Source organism: Endomicrobium proavitum (assembly GCF_001027545.1).
Classification (GTDB): domain Bacteria; phylum Elusimicrobiota; class Endomicrobiia; order Endomicrobiales; family Endomicrobiaceae; genus Endomicrobium; species Endomicrobium proavitum.
Map to the genome: position 1 here is coordinate 1,288,686 of NZ_CP009498.1, position 20,011 is coordinate 1,308,696.

The 20,011-nt window shown below is 36.4% G+C and carries 12 protein-coding genes and 1 CRISPR repeat array; all 12 genes read right to left on the reverse strand.

Going from position 1 to position 20,011, the window contains the following annotated elements; all coding sequences use genetic code 11:
• Window positions 1-6: 6 nt before the first annotated feature.
• The 12 genes from cas1 to Epro_RS05560 all read right to left on the reverse strand — a co-directional run bounded on the left by cas1 (window position 7) and on the right by Epro_RS05560 (window position 20,001).
• Complete coding sequence (gene cas1 / locus Epro_RS05505; RefSeq protein ID WP_052571011.1) at window positions 7-921, reverse strand: type II CRISPR-associated endonuclease Cas1; 915 nt, start codon at window positions 919-921, stop codon at window positions 7-9.
• On the reverse strand, window positions 921-4,091 hold the full coding sequence (cas9d, locus tag Epro_RS05510; protein ID WP_052571014.1) for a type II CRISPR RNA-guided endonuclease Cas9d: 3,171 nt from the start codon (window positions 4,089-4,091) through the stop codon (window positions 921-923). The genes cas1 and cas9d overlap by 1 nt, the downstream gene beginning before the upstream one ends.
• Before the next feature lie 218 nt (window positions 4,092-4,309).
• A CRISPR array of direct repeats spans window positions 4,310-9,991; the repeat unit is 32 nt; unit sequence ATTTCAATTCACGCTCCCGTGAAGGGAGCGAC.
• A 199-nt stretch (window positions 9,992-10,190) separates the two neighbouring features.
• On the reverse strand, window positions 10,191-10,481 hold the full coding sequence (gene cas2 / locus Epro_RS05515; RefSeq protein ID WP_052571016.1) for a CRISPR-associated endonuclease Cas2: 291 nt from the start codon (window positions 10,479-10,481) through the stop codon (window positions 10,191-10,193).
• Between the two features lie 45 nt (window positions 10,482-10,526).
• Window positions 10,527-11,561, reverse strand: coding sequence for a type I-C CRISPR-associated endonuclease Cas1c (gene cas1c, locus Epro_RS05520; RefSeq protein ID WP_052571018.1), 1,035 nt, complete (start codon window positions 11,559-11,561; stop codon window positions 10,527-10,529).
• Window positions 11,562-12,605: a virulence RhuM family protein gene (locus Epro_RS05525; RefSeq protein WP_052571020.1), complete on the reverse strand. Its 1,044-nt coding sequence runs from the start codon at window positions 12,603-12,605 to the stop codon at window positions 11,562-11,564.
• A gap of 49 nt (window positions 12,606-12,654) precedes the next feature.
• Window positions 12,655-13,296, reverse strand: a complete 642-nt coding sequence (cas4, locus tag Epro_RS05530; protein WP_052571022.1) for a CRISPR-associated protein Cas4 — start codon at window positions 13,294-13,296, stop codon at window positions 12,655-12,657.
• The gene (gene cas7c / locus Epro_RS05535) at window positions 13,297-14,127 is read right to left on the reverse strand and encodes a type I-C CRISPR-associated protein Cas7/Csd2 (RefSeq protein ID WP_052571024.1); all 831 of its coding nucleotides are present in this window, start codon (window positions 14,125-14,127) and stop codon (window positions 13,297-13,299) included.
• 2 nt (window positions 14,128-14,129) lie between these two features.
• A complete protein-coding gene (cas8c, locus tag Epro_RS05540; RefSeq protein WP_052571026.1) occupies window positions 14,130-16,112 on the reverse strand; it encodes a type I-C CRISPR-associated protein Cas8c/Csd1 in 1,983 nt (660 codons plus the stop codon).
• Window positions 16,109-16,864: a type I-C CRISPR-associated protein Cas5c gene (gene cas5c, locus Epro_RS05545; RefSeq protein WP_052571028.1), complete on the reverse strand. Its 756-nt coding sequence runs from the start codon at window positions 16,862-16,864 to the stop codon at window positions 16,109-16,111. The genes cas8c and cas5c overlap by 4 nt, the downstream gene beginning before the upstream one ends.
• The gene (locus Epro_RS05550) at window positions 16,861-18,111 is read right to left on the reverse strand and encodes a CRISPR-associated helicase/endonuclease Cas3 (RefSeq protein WP_052571029.1); all 1,251 of its coding nucleotides are present in this window, start codon (window positions 18,109-18,111) and stop codon (window positions 16,861-16,863) included. Before Epro_RS05550 ends, cas5c begins: the two co-directional genes overlap by 4 nt.
• A gap of 65 nt (window positions 18,112-18,176) precedes the next feature.
• Complete coding sequence (locus tag Epro_RS05555) at window positions 18,177-19,271, reverse strand: CRISPR-associated endonuclease Cas3'' (RefSeq protein ID WP_052571031.1); 1,095 nt, start codon at window positions 19,269-19,271, stop codon at window positions 18,177-18,179.
• Window positions 19,272-19,506: 235 nt separating this feature from the next.
• Window positions 19,507-20,001, reverse strand: a complete 495-nt coding sequence (locus Epro_RS05560) for a virulence RhuM family protein (protein ID WP_082121513.1) — start codon at window positions 19,999-20,001, stop codon at window positions 19,507-19,509.
• Window positions 20,002-20,011: the final 10 nt, after the last annotated feature.

The window sequence follows — 20,011 nt, forward strand, 5'->3', positions numbered from 1 at the left end:
CTGTTATTATTTTTCATTGAAAGTAATATCTTTAAGCAATGGTATATAAAGATTGTTTAATGTTTTTGCTCTAAAGCAAGAAGAGAAAGAAGTTATATATTTATCTATGGCAAGGTTAAAGCTGATATTTTTTGCGCCAAACATATTTATTTTTGAGAAAACTATATCTTTGGCAGCGAATTTTGCCCATTCGTCAATTTGTTTACGCATATTTGATTGTCTGAACCTTAACAACATAAAATCACAAAATGGTCTTAAGGGTTCCATAATATCATACACGAGCGGATCTGAACGAAATCTGTACTTGTGGTAAACACCTATCGCCGGATTAAACCCGTGAGCAAGCAGCAATCTGTGAACCATTGCCGCTATTACCGCATATCCGTAATTTAACATTCCGTTTACAGGATCTTGCGCGCCTTTTGTAGTTCTGCCGCCTGGCGAAGAATGTCCGAATTTTTTGAAATAATATTTCCAATAATGACGCGCGGCATTGCCTTCATCTAAATTACCGGCTTTGATATATTCCCACAATTTATGCTTGGCATTAATGCCGTCTAAAACACATGCTTGGTTTGAAATTTTTGCTTTAATAATTTCGTCCCAAATTTGGCGCATATAAAATAAATCTTGAAAAACTTGAATATCTAAAACTTCATTATGAACAACCCTGTGAAGTCCTACGGTTTTTCCAATAGGTTTATAATTGTGGTCACAGTGGAGAACAATGCTGTTGTTACGTAATAATGCAGATAAACTTTCTGCAGAAAAACTGACGCCTTTTGCGGCAACTATAACTGCAAGAATATCCTCAAGCGGAACTCTTCGTTGAGGTTTATCAGGTATGTCGCAGACTAAGCAGCCTCGGTCAACAGAAAGCCTGCTTGCATGATTTAAAATATGAATTATATGGTAGCTCATTATTTTTTCTCATAACTTCTCATTCCGCATTGTTCTATTAAAACATTTACGGATTTATCTATTTCTTCCTGCGTGTTTATATCTTCTAATTTACAACTGCCATTACTTTTCAATGTCCTCAAAATATAAATCCCGGCTTTTATGTTTTCATAATCTTTTTTTAGTTCAACCAACTGACCTGATTTTAAAAACCTAACGTCTTTATATTTATTTTCATACAATTTTTTCTTGTTATATATAGACTCAAAAACATAAACAGGCTCAACCCGCCATTTGCCTTTCTCATCTTTATAAACAATTTGCCCTTGATGACCTTCTTTGCCTTTTATCCATTGCCCTTTAACACCGTTACTGCCATATTCCCCTATAACATTTTTTATTATTCCGTTAGAATTAAAAGTTTCTTCTTTTTTAAATGCTTTAGAGTCCGTCATTGCAATTTGCTTAATTCTTTTGCCGTTATTTGTATATTTATTTAAAAATTCTATCCATTTTTCTTGTGTTAAACCTTTTTCTTCTAATTTTACTTTCCAATCATTTTTAATTTTCAAATCAAAAATATTAGTTATCTCTTTTTTTGCATCTTCCATTTTTTCAAATAAAGTAAGATTGCTGTTAAAACGAGAAATAAAATAATAGTATGGTTTGCCGTTTTCATATCTGCTTCTTAAAGCATAAATGGTCGCTCTTAATTTCGGCTTAATTTGTTTTATTGTTTGAGGAATAATACTTTTTAACTGTTTTACGCAGTAATCTTTATGGAAATAATCAGGCTTTTCTATTATCTCTCTTTTAGATACTTTAATTTCAGGCAGCATGCTTAAAACAAGCGCATCCAAAGCGTGATGTTTTTTATTTTTTCTGTTCTTTTCTTTTAAACCGGCTTTTTGAGCTTTTTCAAATTCTTCATCATTTTTATATAACACTCTGTTTAAATCTAATTTAGAGCGAACTGTTGCAGTTTCCCCGCCGGTAAAAAAGAGAATTCTTTTTTTATCGTCTTTTGTGTTAATTCCAAAACCAAAATATAAGCCTGCTATTGTTTGAGCTAACTTTTCCAAGTAAGAAGTTGCCTGCAAATCTGTTTTTCTCTTTTCTATATTTTCTGCTTTATCGGAAGTTAAAAGCTCTATTTTTTTACTGTTGGCAGATTTTGAAAAATCAGCGATATTCGCAAGATATGCTTGCCACTTGCTATTGTCAGAACTTAACCATTCATATGGAGTTCTATCTTTTTTTGTTTGATTTAAAGCGTTTTTAGTTAAAATGAAATTTACAAAAGAATCAGAACCGCCTTTGCTTGAGGTTCTTGGAACTATATGATCTATTTCATATTGACCTATATTTTCAGGTATTAAATTACGCTTATCACTTGTATCATAAATATCTTTCCACTTCTGTTCATTGCCCAATTTTATTTTTATGATATTGGGATCAGAGACAGGCAACCCCATATCTTTTAGCTTTTTAACTGCATCGTCATTGTTTTTCTTTCCATCTTTTGCTTTTTTTAAATATTCGTCTTTCTTCTTCTTACCCATAAAATCTTCTCTGGCTATTTCAAAAACTACTTTGTCCGGCACACCATACTCTTTGTTAAATTGATCATCTAATTTTTGCAAAACTTGTTTTAGCATTAGTAATCTGTGGCAAACAATTCTGTTGTTAACCCCTGCAATAATTTCATCTATTTTTCGCAATGCTTCTTGTTGAGATAATTTTTTATCTTCCTCTCTTGTATCTTGAATACTTATTGAATTCCAATCGTTTGGCATATTAAGTAAAAATCTATAGTCATCTTTTATAAGTCCTTTTTGCAAATCAGTGTTTTTTGTTTGTTCTACAAGTTCCGCATAATAATTATGCGGGGTTTTGCCTGATAAAATTAAGCTGTGCAAAATATTTAATGCGGGTTTGCAAAAACTGCTTCTGCCGCCTTCTTTTGGTTTAGCAATTTCTTGTTGCCCGGGATTTACTTCACCGCCAAGAGCATGAACATAATTTTTCCAGAACGTTTTTGTACAAGGGTTTTGTTTTTTAGCTACTGCTGTTTCTTTTTGTTTTTCATATTCACAAAATTCCGCATATGTTTTAAAAATTTCATTTATTTGTGCACAGTTTAAACTTTGCGTGGTTGTATTATCTAATGTAAACCTCATATTTTTTAGAGCAAGTAAAAAAGATACTTCTTTATTTATTTGCTTTTTTGCATTACAAACATTAAATCTCGGTATTAAACGACATTTTGCAATAATTCTATTATCAAATCTTGGGACTTTTTGCCCTAATAATCCTTGCCAATCCCAAGAAGTTCCTCTATGGCTTATGTAATTTTCTTTATCTATATCTTTTTTATATTCATATGAAGCATATGCTCTTTGAGCTTGCCCGTAAAGGACATAATTCTCTTTATCTTTTAGTTTGGGAAATAATTTCGCAGCAGCAGAAAGCAAATCTTTTAATTCCTTTTCTACCAAATCTCTTGACGGAAAACATTTGTCCTCTTGCGGTTTGTTATCTTTATTTCTTGCAGGGCTTGGGTTTTCTGACAATCTGCCGCTTAAGTCTTTTGGATTACTTGGCGACCAAATACTTTGAATATAAGCTTCGTAATAACATGGATAGTAATATTCTTCTTTATCTGCAAAAAACTCTTTTAGTTTTTCTTCGTATCTTGTTGCGGCATCAGAGTTTGCTTTTGTGTCAGAATCATAATCTGTAGCCCATGGCAAATTAGCATCATAACCTCTGCGTTGAATTGCAGATCTTATTGCTTTATATATTTGCCAACTTTCAAGCTTTATACCTTGAAGCAAAGCAATTCTTAAGAGATGTGAAGAATATATTGTTTTATCTTTTGAATTCTTTGGGAGGAATTCTATCAACATTCTGCTATCAGGTTTAAGATTGGGATTTTCTTTTGTAGGTTGTGCGGTTTGTAATACTTCTATTCCTGCTTTTTTAGCTTGCTCATTCCACCATTTTTCTCGTTCTTTGTGAGCTATTCGTGTGCGGATTTGTCTTCTTTGTGCAGCTGCTTCTTTAACAGATGCAAACTCATTATCTAATAGAAGAGAATTTAAATGTAAAATATTTTTACCGCTTCGCACACAAACACCAATACTTCCTGAACCTAAATCAAACGAATATACAAGTTCTTGTTTTGGCATATAACCTCCAAATGTAGATGGTTATATTAAACAAAAATATATAGTTTTTTGCAATGTAAAAATGCAGAGTTATTAATGATTAATATTCAAGTTACACTATAAAAATTGGGCGTCGTTTGAATGAGTTTTATAATTACATAGTAAGGATTTTTGTTCTAATCGCCCTAAAAATTGGGCGTCGTTTGAATAATTGCCAACCAAATACATACCGGTTAAAAATTTCAATTCACGCTCCCGTGAAGGGAGCGACCTGACAAACAGGCTGCGGAAGAATTCTGCGCGCGCAATTTCAATTCACGCTCCCGTGAAGGGAGCGACAGAATGCTAAATAGGGTTCTTGGAATGCCAACTCATTTCAATTCACGCTCCCGTGAAGGGAGCGACCAACCCAATCCGAATGTTATAGCGCCGAGCACAAAATTTCAATTCACGCTCCCGTGAAGGGAGCGACAGCCTCATTTCGGTTTCCGCGTCTTCCCTTTTTTTATTTCAATTCACGCTCCCGTGAAGGGAGCGACTAACCCAGCCAAAGAATATCTTGCATTTGGTCGTAATTTCAATTCACGCTCCCGTGAAGGGAGCGACCCTGCCCGAGCGTAGTTATTAGTAAGCTTCGGCATTTCAATTCACGCTCCCGTGAAGGGAGCGACAATTGCAGAAGCAAAAGAAGATATGCTTGACGCTATTTCAATTCACGCTCCCGTGAAGGGAGCGACAAAATAAACGCTATCATTGATCGTTCTACAATAATTTCAATTCACGCTCCCGTGAAGGGAGCGACTTAAAGATAGGGATGGAGTGGAATGCTTAAACATATTTCAATTCACGCTCCCGTGAAGGGAGCGACGCCTTCTTCTATCTGCCCTTTCGCCCAAGATTGGTTATTTCAATTCACGCTCCCGTGAAGGGAGCGACTGGATAAGCAAGGTCTTCAGCACGACCCGATTATTATTTCAATTCACGCTCCCGTGAAGGGAGCGACTAGAAGAGTGTTTAATCCTGAAAACGGCGATGTATTTCAATTCACGCTCCCGTGAAGGGAGCGACTTGCCGAAGCTTTTAAAAACAGAGATTTAACGCTGCATTTCAATTCACGCTCCCGTGAAGGGAGCGACGGACTAAAAAATATCTCGCCGGAGATGTAAAGGCATTTCAATTCACGCTCCCGTGAAGGGAGCGACAATTACAGAAAAGTGAGGATGAGTTGATTAGCCACATTTCAATTCACGCTCCCGTGAAGGGAGCGACTAAGAGCCCGCGTGCGACGCGTTGCGAATGATTTATTTCAATTCACGCTCCCGTGAAGGGAGCGACTCTATAGTTTTCGTTGTAGACTCTTGCGTATGCTCATTTCAATTCACGCTCCCGTGAAGGGAGCGACCATCAAAAAAATTTCAAGCAAAACAAAAATTTCAATTTCAATTCACGCTCCCGTGAAGGGAGCGACAATTCGTAAATGTTATACCGCAGCTAATTGTTGCATTTCAATTCACGCTCCCGTGAAGGGAGCGACAAATATGGTTTACCGCTCTGGTCAACCCAATCAAATTTCAATTCACGCTCCCGTGAAGGGAGCGACGACAGCACAGGCACAATGGGATATGCAACATCGCCCATTTCAATTCACGCTCCCGTGAAGGGAGCGACGAATCTTGCCGGCAAGCCCTGCGATAACCTTTTCAATTTCAATTCACGCTCCCGTGAAGGGAGCGACCTCTCGCAGAGAAAAATGAAATTATGGAATTGGCATTTCAATTCACGCTCCCGTGAAGGGAGCGACCTTGCTCCTCGTAGTTTTTAAAATATTTTTATAAATTTCAATTCACGCTCCCGTGAAGGGAGCGACAAGCCGGTTTTTTTGACGGAGGCGGCGCTAAGGCATTTCAATTCACGCTCCCGTGAAGGGAGCGACGATTTCAAATAAATCAATTAGCTGCAAGTCAATTTATTTCAATTCACGCTCCCGTGAAGGGAGCGACTGCCCCCGATATGAGTCCACTTAATAGGTTTCCCAATTTCAATTCACGCTCCCGTGAAGGGAGCGACGGTAATTTTCATTATAGACTCTCGCATATGCGCGATTTCAATTCACGCTCCCGTGAAGGGAGCGACCTCTCGCAGAGAAAAATGAAATTATGGAATTGGCATTTCAATTCACGCTCCCGTGAAGGGAGCGACCTTGCTCCTCGTAGTTTTTAAAATATTTTTATAAATTTCAATTCACGCTCCCGTGAAGGGAGCGACAAGCCGGTTTTTTTGACGGAGGCGGCGCTAAGGCATTTCAATTCACGCTCCCGTGAAGGGAGCGACGATTTCAAATAAATCAATTAGCTGCAAGTCAATTTATTTCAATTCACGCTCCCGTGAAGGGAGCGACTGCCCCCGATATGAGTCCACTTAATAGGTTTCCCAATTTCAATTCACGCTCCCGTGAAGGGAGCGACGGTAATTTTCATTATAGACTCTCGCATATGCGCGATTTCAATTCACGCTCCCGTGAAGGGAGCGACCTCTCGCAGAGAAAAATGAAATTATGGAATTGGCATTTCAATTCACGCTCCCGTGAAGGGAGCGACCTTGCTCCTCGTAGTTTTTAAAATATTTTTATAAATTTCAATTCACGCTCCCGTGAAGGGAGCGACAAGCCGGTTTTTTTGACGGAGGCGGCGCTAAGGCATTTCAATTCACGCTCCCGTGAAGGGAGCGACGATTTCAAATAAATCAATTAGCTGCAAGTCAATTTATTTCAATTCACGCTCCCGTGAAGGGAGCGACTGCCCCCGATATGAGTCCACTTAATAGGTTTCCCAATTTCAATTCACGCTCCCGTGAAGGGAGCGACGGTAATTTTCATTATAGACTCTCGCATATGCGCGATTTCAATTCACGCTCCCGTGAAGGGAGCGACCTCTCGCAGAGAAAAATGAAATTATGGAATTGGCATTTCAATTCACGCTCCCGTGAAGGGAGCGACCTTGCTCCTCGTAGTTTTTAAAATATTTTTATAAATTTCAATTCACGCTCCCGTGAAGGGAGCGACAAGCCGGTTTTTTTGACGGAGGCGGCGCTAAGGCATTTCAATTCACGCTCCCGTGAAGGGAGCGACGATTTCAAATAAATCAATTAGCTGCAAGTCAATTTATTTCAATTCACGCTCCCGTGAAGGGAGCGACCGGTAACTCATAATCCTCATAACTTCTCTTGACCATTTCAATTCACGCTCCCGTGAAGGGAGCGACAATTATCAACTACTTTCAGGAGCGGCAACAAATAATTTCAATTCACGCTCCCGTGAAGGGAGCGACAACGGCACCGACGATAACCCGGGAATAAAAACGAATTTCAATTCACGCTCCCGTGAAGGGAGCGACCGGACGAGAAATAGCATAAAAATAAAGATAGAGGAATTTCAATTCACGCTCCCGTGAAGGGAGCGACATCATATTGATGGTTTATGTTTACGTTGTGAGTTATTTCAATTCACGCTCCCGTGAAGGGAGCGACAAGCAAATAATTGCTGACGACTTGGAAATACGTTTTATTTCAATTCACGCTCCCGTGAAGGGAGCGACACCAACAGGGCAAAAGATAATGTTTCGTGGATTGATTTCAATTCACGCTCCCGTGAAGGGAGCGACCGCCAAAGCGACCGTGAAATGATGCGGGGAAGGTTGCATTTCAATTCACGCTCCCGTGAAGGGAGCGACTAAGAACAGAGTAAAATATAATGGTAAAAAATACATTTCAATTCACGCTCCCGTGAAGGGAGCGACAGGTGATAATGTTTTAGCGCGAGTAAATTCTGGTATTTCAATTCACGCTCCCGTGAAGGGAGCGACTTCCCTTTCTTTTAGCACCGCCCGCCGCCTTTTTATTTCAATTCACGCTCCCGTGAAGGGAGCGACTACCTTACAAAATTAATAAAAGCGATTGGTATTTTATTTCAATTCACGCTCCCGTGAAGGGAGCGACCAAAACGGATAGTCCGCGGAAATGCTTACAGACGATTTCAATTCACGCTCCCGTGAAGGGAGCGACTTAATCATACCGCTCTAAAATCTTGTTGTCGTCGATTTCAATTCACGCTCCCGTGAAGGGAGCGACAATAAGGGATTGAGCGTAGATCACCTGATACAGGATTTCAATTCACGCTCCCGTGAAGGGAGCGACGCCACCGGCGGACTTGCTCAAGCGTTAGCGCAGAATTTCAATTCACGCTCCCGTGAAGGGAGCGACCTTTGAGCCCCTCGGCATGCTCTAAAATATATATTATTTCAATTCACGCTCCCGTGAAGGGAGCGACAAGGTAACGGATGCGTTTGCGGAAAAATATGGGCATTTCAATTCACGCTCCCGTGAAGGGAGCGACCAGCGGATTTTATTTCAGCTTCACTGAATAGATATTTCAATTCACGCTCCCGTGAAGGGAGCGACGAGAATATTAGCGATATCAGCATCTACTCCGCCATATTTCAATTCACGCTCCCGTGAAGGGAGCGACTTGATAACAACTGCGCACTCCTGATAACTTTAAATATTTCAATTCACGCTCCCGTGAAGGGAGCGACTTGATTTTTCTTTTGCTTTAAGCCATACATTGTATATTTCAATTCACGCTCCCGTGAAGGGAGCGACTTAATTTTAACCTTTTACCTTACTTAAACATTCAATTTCAATTCACGCTCCCGTGAAGGGAGCGACTTTTAATCCTTAATCAATAAAATAAGACCAGCTATTTCAATTCACGCTCCCGTGAAGGGAGCGACCAAAGTTTACGACGGGAAAACATACAATGACCCTAAATTTCAATTCACGCTCCCGTGAAGGGAGCGACTATCACGGCTTCTATTTTTCCACGTTCTGACAAATTTCAATTCACGCTCCCGTGAAGGGAGCGACTTGCGCAGCAGGAGCAATATCAGCAGACATTAGATATTTCAATTCACGCTCCCGTGAAGGGAGCGACAACGACGCCGTGAGAGCGGGCGAAACATTATTGTTATTTCAATTCACGCTCCCGTGAAGGGAGCGACGTCCGCCTCAACAGCCTCGGAACGCAATAATAAAATATTTCAATTCACGCTCCCGTGAAGGGAGCGACAAATGATTGAATTGCCGCTTAAAGCAATGAGCGTATTTCAATTCACGCTCCCGTGAAGGGAGCGACAAAATGATTGAATTGCCGCTTAAAGCAATGAGCGTATTTCAATTCACGCTCCCGTGAAGGGAGCGACGGGTATAACGTGCTTAACCCCGCAAATATCAACGCATTTCAATTCACGCTCCCGTGAAGGGAGCGACTTAACATTTAATGTATTATCAGCATTAATTGCCGATTTCAATTCACGCTCCCGTGAAGGGAGCGACAAAGTTTTATGTATAAAAAATATGGCACTCTTGAAATTTCAATTCACGCTCCCGTGAAGGGAGCGACTGGGCTGCGGATATTCTTTCTTTTTCATTAATTCAATTTCAATTCACGCTCCCGTGAAGGGAGCGACTAAATAACGCCCGCAATGCTATACCGGCAGTTATATTTCAATTCACGCTCCCGTGAAGGGAGCGACGTTGTCCCAAGCGACGATGCGTAGCTGCCCAACGATTTCAATTCACGCTCCCGTGAAGGGAGCGACCTAATTACATAGTCCCTTAAAAGCCCGTATAAAAGATTTCAATTCACGCTCCCGTGAAGGGAGCGACCTTTTAAATTTTATAATGAAAAGATAAGGAGTAATATTTCAATTCACGCTCCCGTGAAGGGAGCGACCAAGCCTCACTTCCTTTCGCTCCTTTCACGCTTTTATTTCAATTCACGCTCCCGTGAAGGGAGCGACCGCCGTGCTCGCTATTACTTCCAACCGCCCACCCATTTCAATTCACGCTCCCGTGAAGGGAGCGACAGTACTGCAAAAACTTATTGTAAATTCAACTTATTTTTTTATAATTATGCGAACCCTCCATATTCGCTCAAGTTCTATTTTATGATTTTGAATTCTCATTCATTTTTCAATATGCGATGTCAATGAACAAAACTAAACCACCTAATGTTCGCACTAATAAAAAATTGTCAAAAAAATAATATGCCTGTTAATCAAAAAATCATATTATCAAACTGCCATGATAATCCACAGCTTCTTTTGCGCCATAATGTTCTATTTTTCTTTCCCAATTTGAACCTAACATATAAAACCTTAAACTGTCTTTTTTTAAATCTATTATTTTCAGCAATTTATTTTTTAAAAATACCCATTGCGTAGGATCAACTTCACATTCAAAAACAGAAAATTGAACCCTTTGCCCGTAATCTAAACATGCTTTAGATACATTTCTCAAGCGTTTTGCTCCGCCCGATTCTGTTGTGTTTATATCGTAGCTTATGAGAACTAACATTACACCTCACCATGCCCTCTCCCCCTTGGAGCGAGGGAATTAAGCTTATTTCCAAATGAAAGGAGGATATGCGTCAATATCTCCCCTTACATATCTTGCAAAAAGTAAGGCTTGGGCATGAAACAAAAGCCCTATGTGAATATTTTCTTTAAAAAACGGATGAAAAACTTCTTCTTCTTTTCTTTTTCTGTATTCATCTAACACAATTTTTCTATTTTCATCGTTCATTATTACGCCGCCGCTTGAAGATTGCTGAAAACCTTTCTCATCAAGTTGGGATAAATTTATTAATGTAAGAACTAATCTGTCTGCAATAACAGAGCGGAATTCTTCCATTAAATCTAAAGCTAAACTTGGCCTGCCGGGGCGGTCTTTATGAAAGAATCCTACTTGCGGATCAAGACCAACGCCTTCCAATGCAGAAGCAACATCGTGCGCTAAAAGAGTGTATATGAAAGATAACAAACAATTAACATTATCTTGCGGCGGGCGGCGGGTTCTTTCTTTCATAAAAAAGTTTTCTTTATTGTTTAATATCAATTCATCAAAGACGCTGAAATATGAGTTTGCAGCATCGCCTTCCATTCCCCGCAATATGTCAATATTTTCTGCGCTTAATACTTTTGACATTGACCTGCTTAAGCTTTCAGATACTTGTTTCAATTTTTCGCAATCTTTCATTTTATCGCTGTGATCTCTTAAAGCTCTGTTGATAACAGTTTTTGAATTGTTCAATTTGCCTATTAAAATTGATTTTGCCGTATCAAGACAAAATTTTTCATCATCGGAATATTTATATTGCTGCTTTCTCAACAAAACATTTCCTGAAACAGGCGACTGAACTTTTGCAATAAACTTGCCGTATTGCGTGAAGAAACTTACCTGAACATTATTTTCTGCGCACAGTCCAAAGAAAAAAGGAGAGCACAAAACATTGCCAAAACAAACCACTGAATTTATAAGATGTATTGGCGCGCGAAATATTTCTTTACCGTGCAAGCTGACAACTAAATTTTCTCGCTCTTTTGAAATATATGATTCTTGCGTTGTGATGTAAAGATTATTAAATAGTTTTTTCATTTATTTTTTTACGCGCTTTATTTTATTTTCAATCTTTAAAAATCTATCATAATCGCTTTCAAACAATCTGTCTTGCACTATACGATATTTTTCAAATTCGCCTTCCGCAAAAGATTTGGCTATTTCATGCGTAACTTTGCCATTATTCTGTAAAACTTCACGCTCATTAAATTTCAAAAAAGAATTTAATTTTTCTGCCCAATCTTTCATATACATCACTTTGCGGCGTTTTGCTTGGTCTTCTGCATAATCTAAATACATTGCAACAATCCTATTTAAACCATCCAATTCTTCATGATTTAGATAATTTTTTGCAATACTGACATCGTTTTTTCTTATTCTGCCCTGCGGTGCATTTTTCCATGAAGTAAGTCCCATACTTGGCTTTTTATGGCCAGCGCGATTATAAATTATTTCAGCGGCGGTTTCCTTTGTAATCGCCCAATGGAGTTTGTTTTGGACATTTGCAAAAAAGAGTTGTGTAGTTTCGCTATTCACATTATAGTCAGCGCTACACTGCGCATAAATATCGGTGATTTTCTGATAAAAACGACGCTCACTTGAACGAATATCTCGTATTCTTTCAAGTGTTTCATCAAAATAATCCTGCCCAAAAATATATTCCGGTTTTTTTAATCGCTCCGCATCAAGCACGGAACCTTTCTGTATATATTCCTTAAGAATTTTACTTGCCCAATTACGAAACATTATTGCTCGCTCTGAATTTACACGATAGCCAACTGCAATAACAGCTTCAAGATTGTAAAACTCAATATTTCTTTTTACTTGACGCGCACCCTCATTTTGAAGTGTTTCCAAAATGGAAACAGTTGAAGTTTTTTCCAATTCACCCGATAAGTAAATATTTGACAAATGTTTTGAAATAGCTGCTTTTTGAATATCAAAAAGTTGCGCCATACTATTTTGCGTAAGCCATAAATTTTGCTGTTGGAACAACACTTCAACTTTTGGCGCATTACAACCATCGCGATAAATAATAATTTCGCGCCTCTCACCTTCGTGCATTATCAAATCTTTTCTCATGATTATTCCTTTTCAGTTATTAGAAATTTCCTAATAACTGAACACTCTTTCAATTCTCCGTATTATTCTCTGTTACTATACTTTGCAAATACTTCTTCGCCGATTTTTTGCCGGAAGTGAGTTCCGGCAAACACAATTCCTTAAATGAACAATTGTTGCATTTTGTTGATGCTTGCGCTTTGGGCGTAATGCCGCTTTCAATTAAATTATGAAAATCTTTGGCAAGATTTATTGTTTCTTCTCGCAAAGCATTGTCAAATTCAACATTTAAACGATTCTTTGTTTTACCGTAAAAAATAGCGCCGCTTGGAATTTCTATCTTTAGCATTTCTTCAAGACACAAAGCCTGCGCGCATAACTGAACTTTATCTGTGTTATCATTTTTTGCTTTCCCGCTTTTATATTCCACAGGGAAAGGAATGAGCTGCGCGCCGGATTTATGGAATTCAACGATATCGCTTTTGCCGACCAAACCCAAAGCATAAGATTTAATGTAAATATCACGCTCTATTACAACCCCGTTTTTAACTTCTCTTTTATCGCTGTGGGCTTTATCGTGCATAAGAATACCTTTGGCGGTGAAGAAGTTGTCTGCCCACTGCAATTCCATGTATGCCAAAGCACACTGTCTTGAGCAATATAATAAATGCTGCAACCCTGATAATTGAAGCAAATCATCTTCTAAATACATTTAGTATCCTTCTATTATTTCAGGCTTTAAATCTTTTAATTCTGAAATTTTAATTTCTCCGTTATTATCAACTTCTAATGATTTATGAACTTTCGCTGATGAATATTGCCCTAATTTAGAATTATGCTGCCACCAAATAACTTTTAAGATTTCCATGCTGCCGGCTGGTCTGGCAGAAGATTCGTCATTTTCAAAAAGTCTTGGCAAAACTGCTTTTATTTTTTGAGCATCATCATCGCTAAAACTTGTTTTTTCAGCAAGCTGCGGGTTCATTGCGCCATAGAAAACATAAACTGCATGTTTAACACGATGCTTTGTTCCCATCGTATCTGATGATTTTTTACCAGTCTCAGTACTTTCTGCATTAACGCTTTTTGTTATTTGTGTGCTTATAATCTCAACCGGCTCTTTGCTAAAAGCAGTTTGTATTGATACAGGACCTCTTATACCTATAGATACTCCTGAACCCGAGTCTTCTTTTTTACCTTTAAAAGCAAAAATCTGCCCGAAAGCGCGAACATCAAACCAAGTTTTACAAGCAATAGATGCATATTTTTCTTTATCTTTTTCTTTTTTTAAAGCTTCAACTTTATCCGCTCTATCTTTTAAACTTTTTGCATCGTCATTTTTATAATCATCTGATTGAACAAAAATAGATTCTCCTGAATCTAACAATCTGTTTCTTATTTTTCTTTTTAAACACACATCAGATACTTCACCAAGCTCTTCAAAATCAGCTCTTGGTCTGTTGCCGCCAAGAGGATCGCCATTGGGATTAGCATTTTCTACCTTAAATACAACTGCAAAATCAATTTTCTTTTGTAATGACATTGTTATTCTCCTTTTTGAGTATCAGAATTATTTTCATCTTTTTCATCATCTTTATTTTTTAAATCTGCAAGTTGACAATAGTATGCCAATAAATAATCGCCATTAAGTTTTGAATTATCTTTATAATCAATAGTATTGAATTTAGAATGTATTTCTTCTAATTCATCCTCAACATTTTTTAAGAACAGCGCTCTGTTTGCCTTTAGGCGATGTCTTGCACCGCTATTAAACATAGAATGCAGCCTTTCCCAAGTTGTATATGGTTTATTTCTAAATTCTGTCATATACTTTCTTGCATTTGTCTCCCTATTTTCTTTAGCCACAAACAGCGCTATTTGCTCGGCATAATCAATTATGGCAAGAAGCCTTCCATAAAGATAATTTCTGTCAGAGTTCCCTTTTTCAAGACTCATTTCGTAATCCTCCTTTTTATTATTTCCTTTATATAAACCACAAGCTATTCCTAAAGTCTTTTGCCATTGCCAATATTCTAATGTTATTGGATTTGAAGCTTGCCTGATACAGCTTTCAACTATATCGTTAGGAATATCTTTATTTTCTATTATAAGCGGCAATAGTCTATCTACAGTTTTTTTGATTATTTTATCATCTGCTTGATTACCATAAGCAGCTTTTGCAATATCGCGCGGAGAAGCAGCACCATAAAACTGTTTGTCTTTATTATAATATTGCAACCAAGAATATTTTTTATGCCATTTTTCTATTCTATCAAGAAAATCGGAACCTTTTAATTCTTTATAGTATATAACAGAAATTCGCCCCGGTGTAGCAGAATCAAGTCCAATAATTATTATATTGTCAGCATTTCCCAAAGTTTGAGAGTAACCATGCAGTTTTTTCTTTAATTTATCGCTAAAAACTTGAGCGATATTTCCTGTTGCTTCACTGTTATTTTTTTCTCCTTCACCAAATAAATCATAAGAATCGTCATAAAATTTTGGAATCTCTTTTATGCTTTGAGCCCAAGCGACATAAACTTGCGCGCCGTTTTGATAAGCCATATTTAATTCGTTTGACAACAGAAATTTTAGTACTGCATGAGCTTTTTGACTTACGTCAAAACTAATTCCAACTGCTTCGTCTGATTCTTCAAAACGCCCGCGAAAAGTAAAACCGCTTGTATCATTTGCAGAAATTATTTTTGCACCGCTTGAGCCGCTATATATATTTTTAGGATGTTTTTGGGCAAGAGGAGTTTCCCCTATATCGCTATGGACATAACAAAGCCCGTTTAATGTTTCTTGATTACTAATAAAGTCTATCCAAGATTTGCGAACACCTTCATCATTCCAAGTTTCAGGTTGCAAATCGCCTTTAACATTAACACGCCAACGGATTAAAGCGTCGCCATAATCATCAATTAGTTTTAGTATTTTATATTTGTCCTTAATTTTACTTTGTATTTTTTCATATTTTTTATATTTGTTGTTTTTTGCTTTTTTAGATTCTTCTATCTTATTTTTGAAATATACATTATCTATTACTTTTTTTATGCGTTGTTTACAATATAGAAGTTTTTTATCAATCAAATCTTTAACCAGTGTCCCTTTTTCAACATACTTTAAAACAGCAATTGCCTTATCGTTTCTAAAATTTGAAGTGCACCATTTTTTAAGTTGTGCAAAATAACCAATATCTTCTTTTATTTTTTTATCTATATAAGAAAAATATGATGATTTTGCACCTCCATAATCATCATAATCTTTAGCACAATATTGAATTTTATCAGCAAGAGGATGAGGATAGCAACCATTAGCTCTTGCCGCCGAATCTTCTGTGGCAGGCATTATAGTTTTTTCTTTATTTACAATAGCGGCATCTTTAAAATTGCCATCACCATCTATCGTAATTTCAATATGAGCATTTTGCATAGAATGGCATATAGGCAGTATTTTATACAACGAATGTTCAGAAGCCGCTACACAATTATCATAACTTTCGTAAAGTTTTTGAAGCCAGCTCATATTTTTGCCTCCTTGTTGCTAAACATTTCTTCATATTCATCATTAACGCTTTTAATATCCTTACTTAATATTGCATATTCTGTTGATTTAACAATTCTTGAAAACTGGCAATCTTTTGGTTTTGGAAATTTTATAACTCCTTTTTGCATTTTTGCATTCCAAAGTCTTGCTGAAAGCTCTTTGGTGTTTGTTCGCTCACTATTACTGCTTTCGTTCGGATATCCAAAACTATGAAACATCATTCCAAAAGATAATTCATCTATATCATCATATTTGCTTGTTCCTTCACCAAAAACACAAGGTTCAACATACCCTTGACATTCTCTGCTTCCAAGAAAAATATCCTGCCTGCCGCCTTTTTCTAAGGAACGCTTTGCAATCTCATAATGCTTGCCGTCGTTTCGATCTTGCTTTAAATCTTCTCTAAATTCATTCCATTCAAAATGAGCCCTTACATGATATTCAACATTCTTTAAATATGTATAAATTGACAAATCATTACCGCCATCATAATTGATAGGACGAATACCTTTTGTTTCCATTTCAATTTTATTCATAACTCGCATTTCGTCTATAATCCAAAGGAATGTAGGCTTCCAATAGATAGATTTTGCAATGCCTTTAATTGCTTCATACGTTGGAATTTGATAAGAACATTTTTCTCCCCCTGTTTTGGTTACAGGGTCTGTAAATAAAGCATATTTGCCATACACCTTAAATTCTATCGTATTCTTGGGCGTTTCATAAGTCATATACTTATTCCTCCTTTATTTATTGTAGGTTCTATTGTAATACCAAAATTATCATCGTAATAACAAGGCTCTAAATAAAGCACATCCAAATTTTTACTGATAACTTTAATTGCTTTCCCGAGTTTTCTAATATCACTATCGTAAAGATTAACGCTATATTGTTGAGCTTCTTTCAAAAGGGATTTTATTTTTTTAAAGTCATATTTCTCATTGCATAATTCATTAATAATTCTCTGTCCATAGCCATAAGGAACAATCACAGAATTCGTAGGAGCATCTATTGATTTAAATTTTTCAGACGCTTCTTTAAAAGATTGTTTCATACATAAACGCGGACTGCTATTATTATTAGTTCTTGTATATTCGCTGATTGCAGTTTCGTTATTGCTTAAATATTCAAGCAATGAGCCAAGCGGTTTTATTTTATAATCCATAATTTCTGCACGGTTAACAAAACAATGCTTATAGTATTCATTCATAATTTCTGGAGTTATATGTTCAATTTTCACTTCGTCAAATATTCTTTTGGAAATTTTTTTACCTACAGTTATTTCTTCCATATTACCAAGCGTTTCTTCAAACTCATAAACATAAAGCTGCTTTATATCATTTAATCCGTTTCTATTTATTCTGCCTGCTGTTTGTGCTATTGAATCTAACCCTGTTAATGCGCGAATGCCGCTATTAAAATCAATATCAACTCCGGCTTCAATAACTTGTGTAGAAACAACTATTATTTTTTCATTTACTTTGTTGTTTCTTTGTGCGTCTAATTTTAAAAAAATTTCTCTTAGAATTTCCTTTCTATGAATAGGGCACATTTTTGCACTTAAATGGTATGTTAAAATATTTACATCTTGTCGTATAATTTCAAATATTTCTCTTGCCGATTCTGTGGTATTGCATACAACCAAACAATTATTATTTTCATTGGCAAGTTTTACAGCTTTCTTTGCGATATTGCCGCTTGTATATGGTTTATCTAAGTTAGGCTTTATTTCAACTCTTTTTAATGTTTCAAAAATATCTTCAATATTATTTACAATATCTGCTTTTTCACAAAGCTTTATAGCTCCTTTGTTACTATCAACTGTGTTTAACAGCGGCTGTGTTGCAGTACATAAAATAACAGTTGCTCCACAAATATCAATTAAGAAATTGATTGCATTATTAAAAATATGAACACATTTTATGGGAAGCGTTTGAATTTCATCAAAAATTATTATTGAATTTGCTAATTGCTGCAACCGTCTTACACTTGTGGTTTTATTTCCAAATAATGTTTCAAGTATTTGAACGTTAGTTGTAAAAACTATTGGAGCATCCCAATTTTCAGATACATTTCATTTAAGTCTATTTCTTCTTCTGTTTTATTTTTATGAGATAGATTTGAATGATGTTCTAATACGATTTTCCCTTTATAAGTTTCATCTATTTCTACAATTTTTCTTATTGTCTCTGCGTTCTGCTCAATAATAGTAGTGTATGGAATTGCATAGATTATTCTGTCAGCTTTATGTTGCTTTGCCATCTCAACAGCAAAACGAAAACTTGCAAGCGTTTTGCCTCCGCCCGTAGGCACTTCAAGTTTATAGCAACCTTTTGCAAAAGTTCTTCCGGCATTTAAGCAATTATCTGATATTTGTTTGCGAACATTTTTAACATTATCAGCAGATTTATTGTTTACATTTAGTTCCTGTAAAGATTTTTCTAATTGTTTAGATATCATCTCCCAAGAAATATATTGATTGTCTTGTCTTAAATCAGCTTTTGCTTGTAGCTCAAAATTTGCGCTGTCAGTATGATCGGCATCAATCAAACAACTTAACAAATATTTAGCAAGCATTCCTAAATAAAAATGTTTAGGAATTGTTTTTTGCTCTTGTGATATTTTATCAATGATTGTTTTAAGCTCTTTTGATAATATTTTAAAATCTATATTTTTTAATTCGGTTTTAATTTCCAAATCCACATTATCTATAGCTTCTTTTAAATTTATATCATCTTGCTTTGTTATTCTTTTTTCAAATTTATTGCTACCTGAAATATCAAGCATATCAATTAGATTTGTATGGTGAGAAGTTATACATAAAGCCAAAACTTCAGCCAAAAAAGTTAAGTTTCTATCTTTCTTAATGTTTAATTCTTTTATTTTTTCAAATATATGTATTGCCCCTACAGGAGCATGATGAACAGAGCCTCGCTTACCGCCGTTTGCTAAATATTTCTGAAATGCATTTTGATATTTTCCTAAATCATGTAGTAGTCCTAAATACTTCCCAAAGTCTGCCAATCCTATTTTTTCTGCATTGTTCATTGCAATACAAGAAACAACTTTTAAATGTTCTTTTAAAAATTGTTTTCTCTTGCCGTCTTGGGAATACCTTGCATAAAATTCTTCAGACATATTTTTCCTTTTTATTTATCAACTTCTTTTTTGTCGCTATATACAATTATGTACTTATTGCAAAATTAAAATACAAAGGTAAAATTCACATATAACAAATGTCATATAATACGTGGTTTATTCTTCTAACATCAGGGCTGTTGTAGGAAATCATCAAGTCTAAAACTTTATCAACCGCGCTCAAAGTTGTTGTCATTTTACACTCCGCCGCATATTTATAATCAATTATAGTAAATCATAATACCCTAAAAAATGCGACCGGCTCAAATTGTGCAAATAGTGCCGACACATCTTCCGCTTTGGAAATATTTACAGATAACAAAGAAAGCGTTTTTTGCAGCTCGGCATATTTGTTTTGCGCTTCTTGAAGGCGTTTTCCATTTATAGTATATCCGTCAATTAAATGTTTTTTCAAAACATTGGTTGCCCAAATACGAAATTGAGTGGCTTTTACGGATTTTACTCTATACCCAACAGAAATTATCATATCGAGATTATAGAATTTTGTATTATACGATTTACCATCTGTAGCAGTTGTCAAGAAATCCTTGACAACTGAAATCTTCGCTAACTCCCCATCTTTAAATATGTTTATCGCATGTAAACTTATATTTTGTTTTGTAGTCTCAAATAACTCTGCAATTTGATGCTGTGTCAACCACAAAGTATTTTCTTCAAGCTTTACTTCAATTCTACCCTTATAAATAACGATGCTTGTTTTCTTATTCATTTTTTCGCTC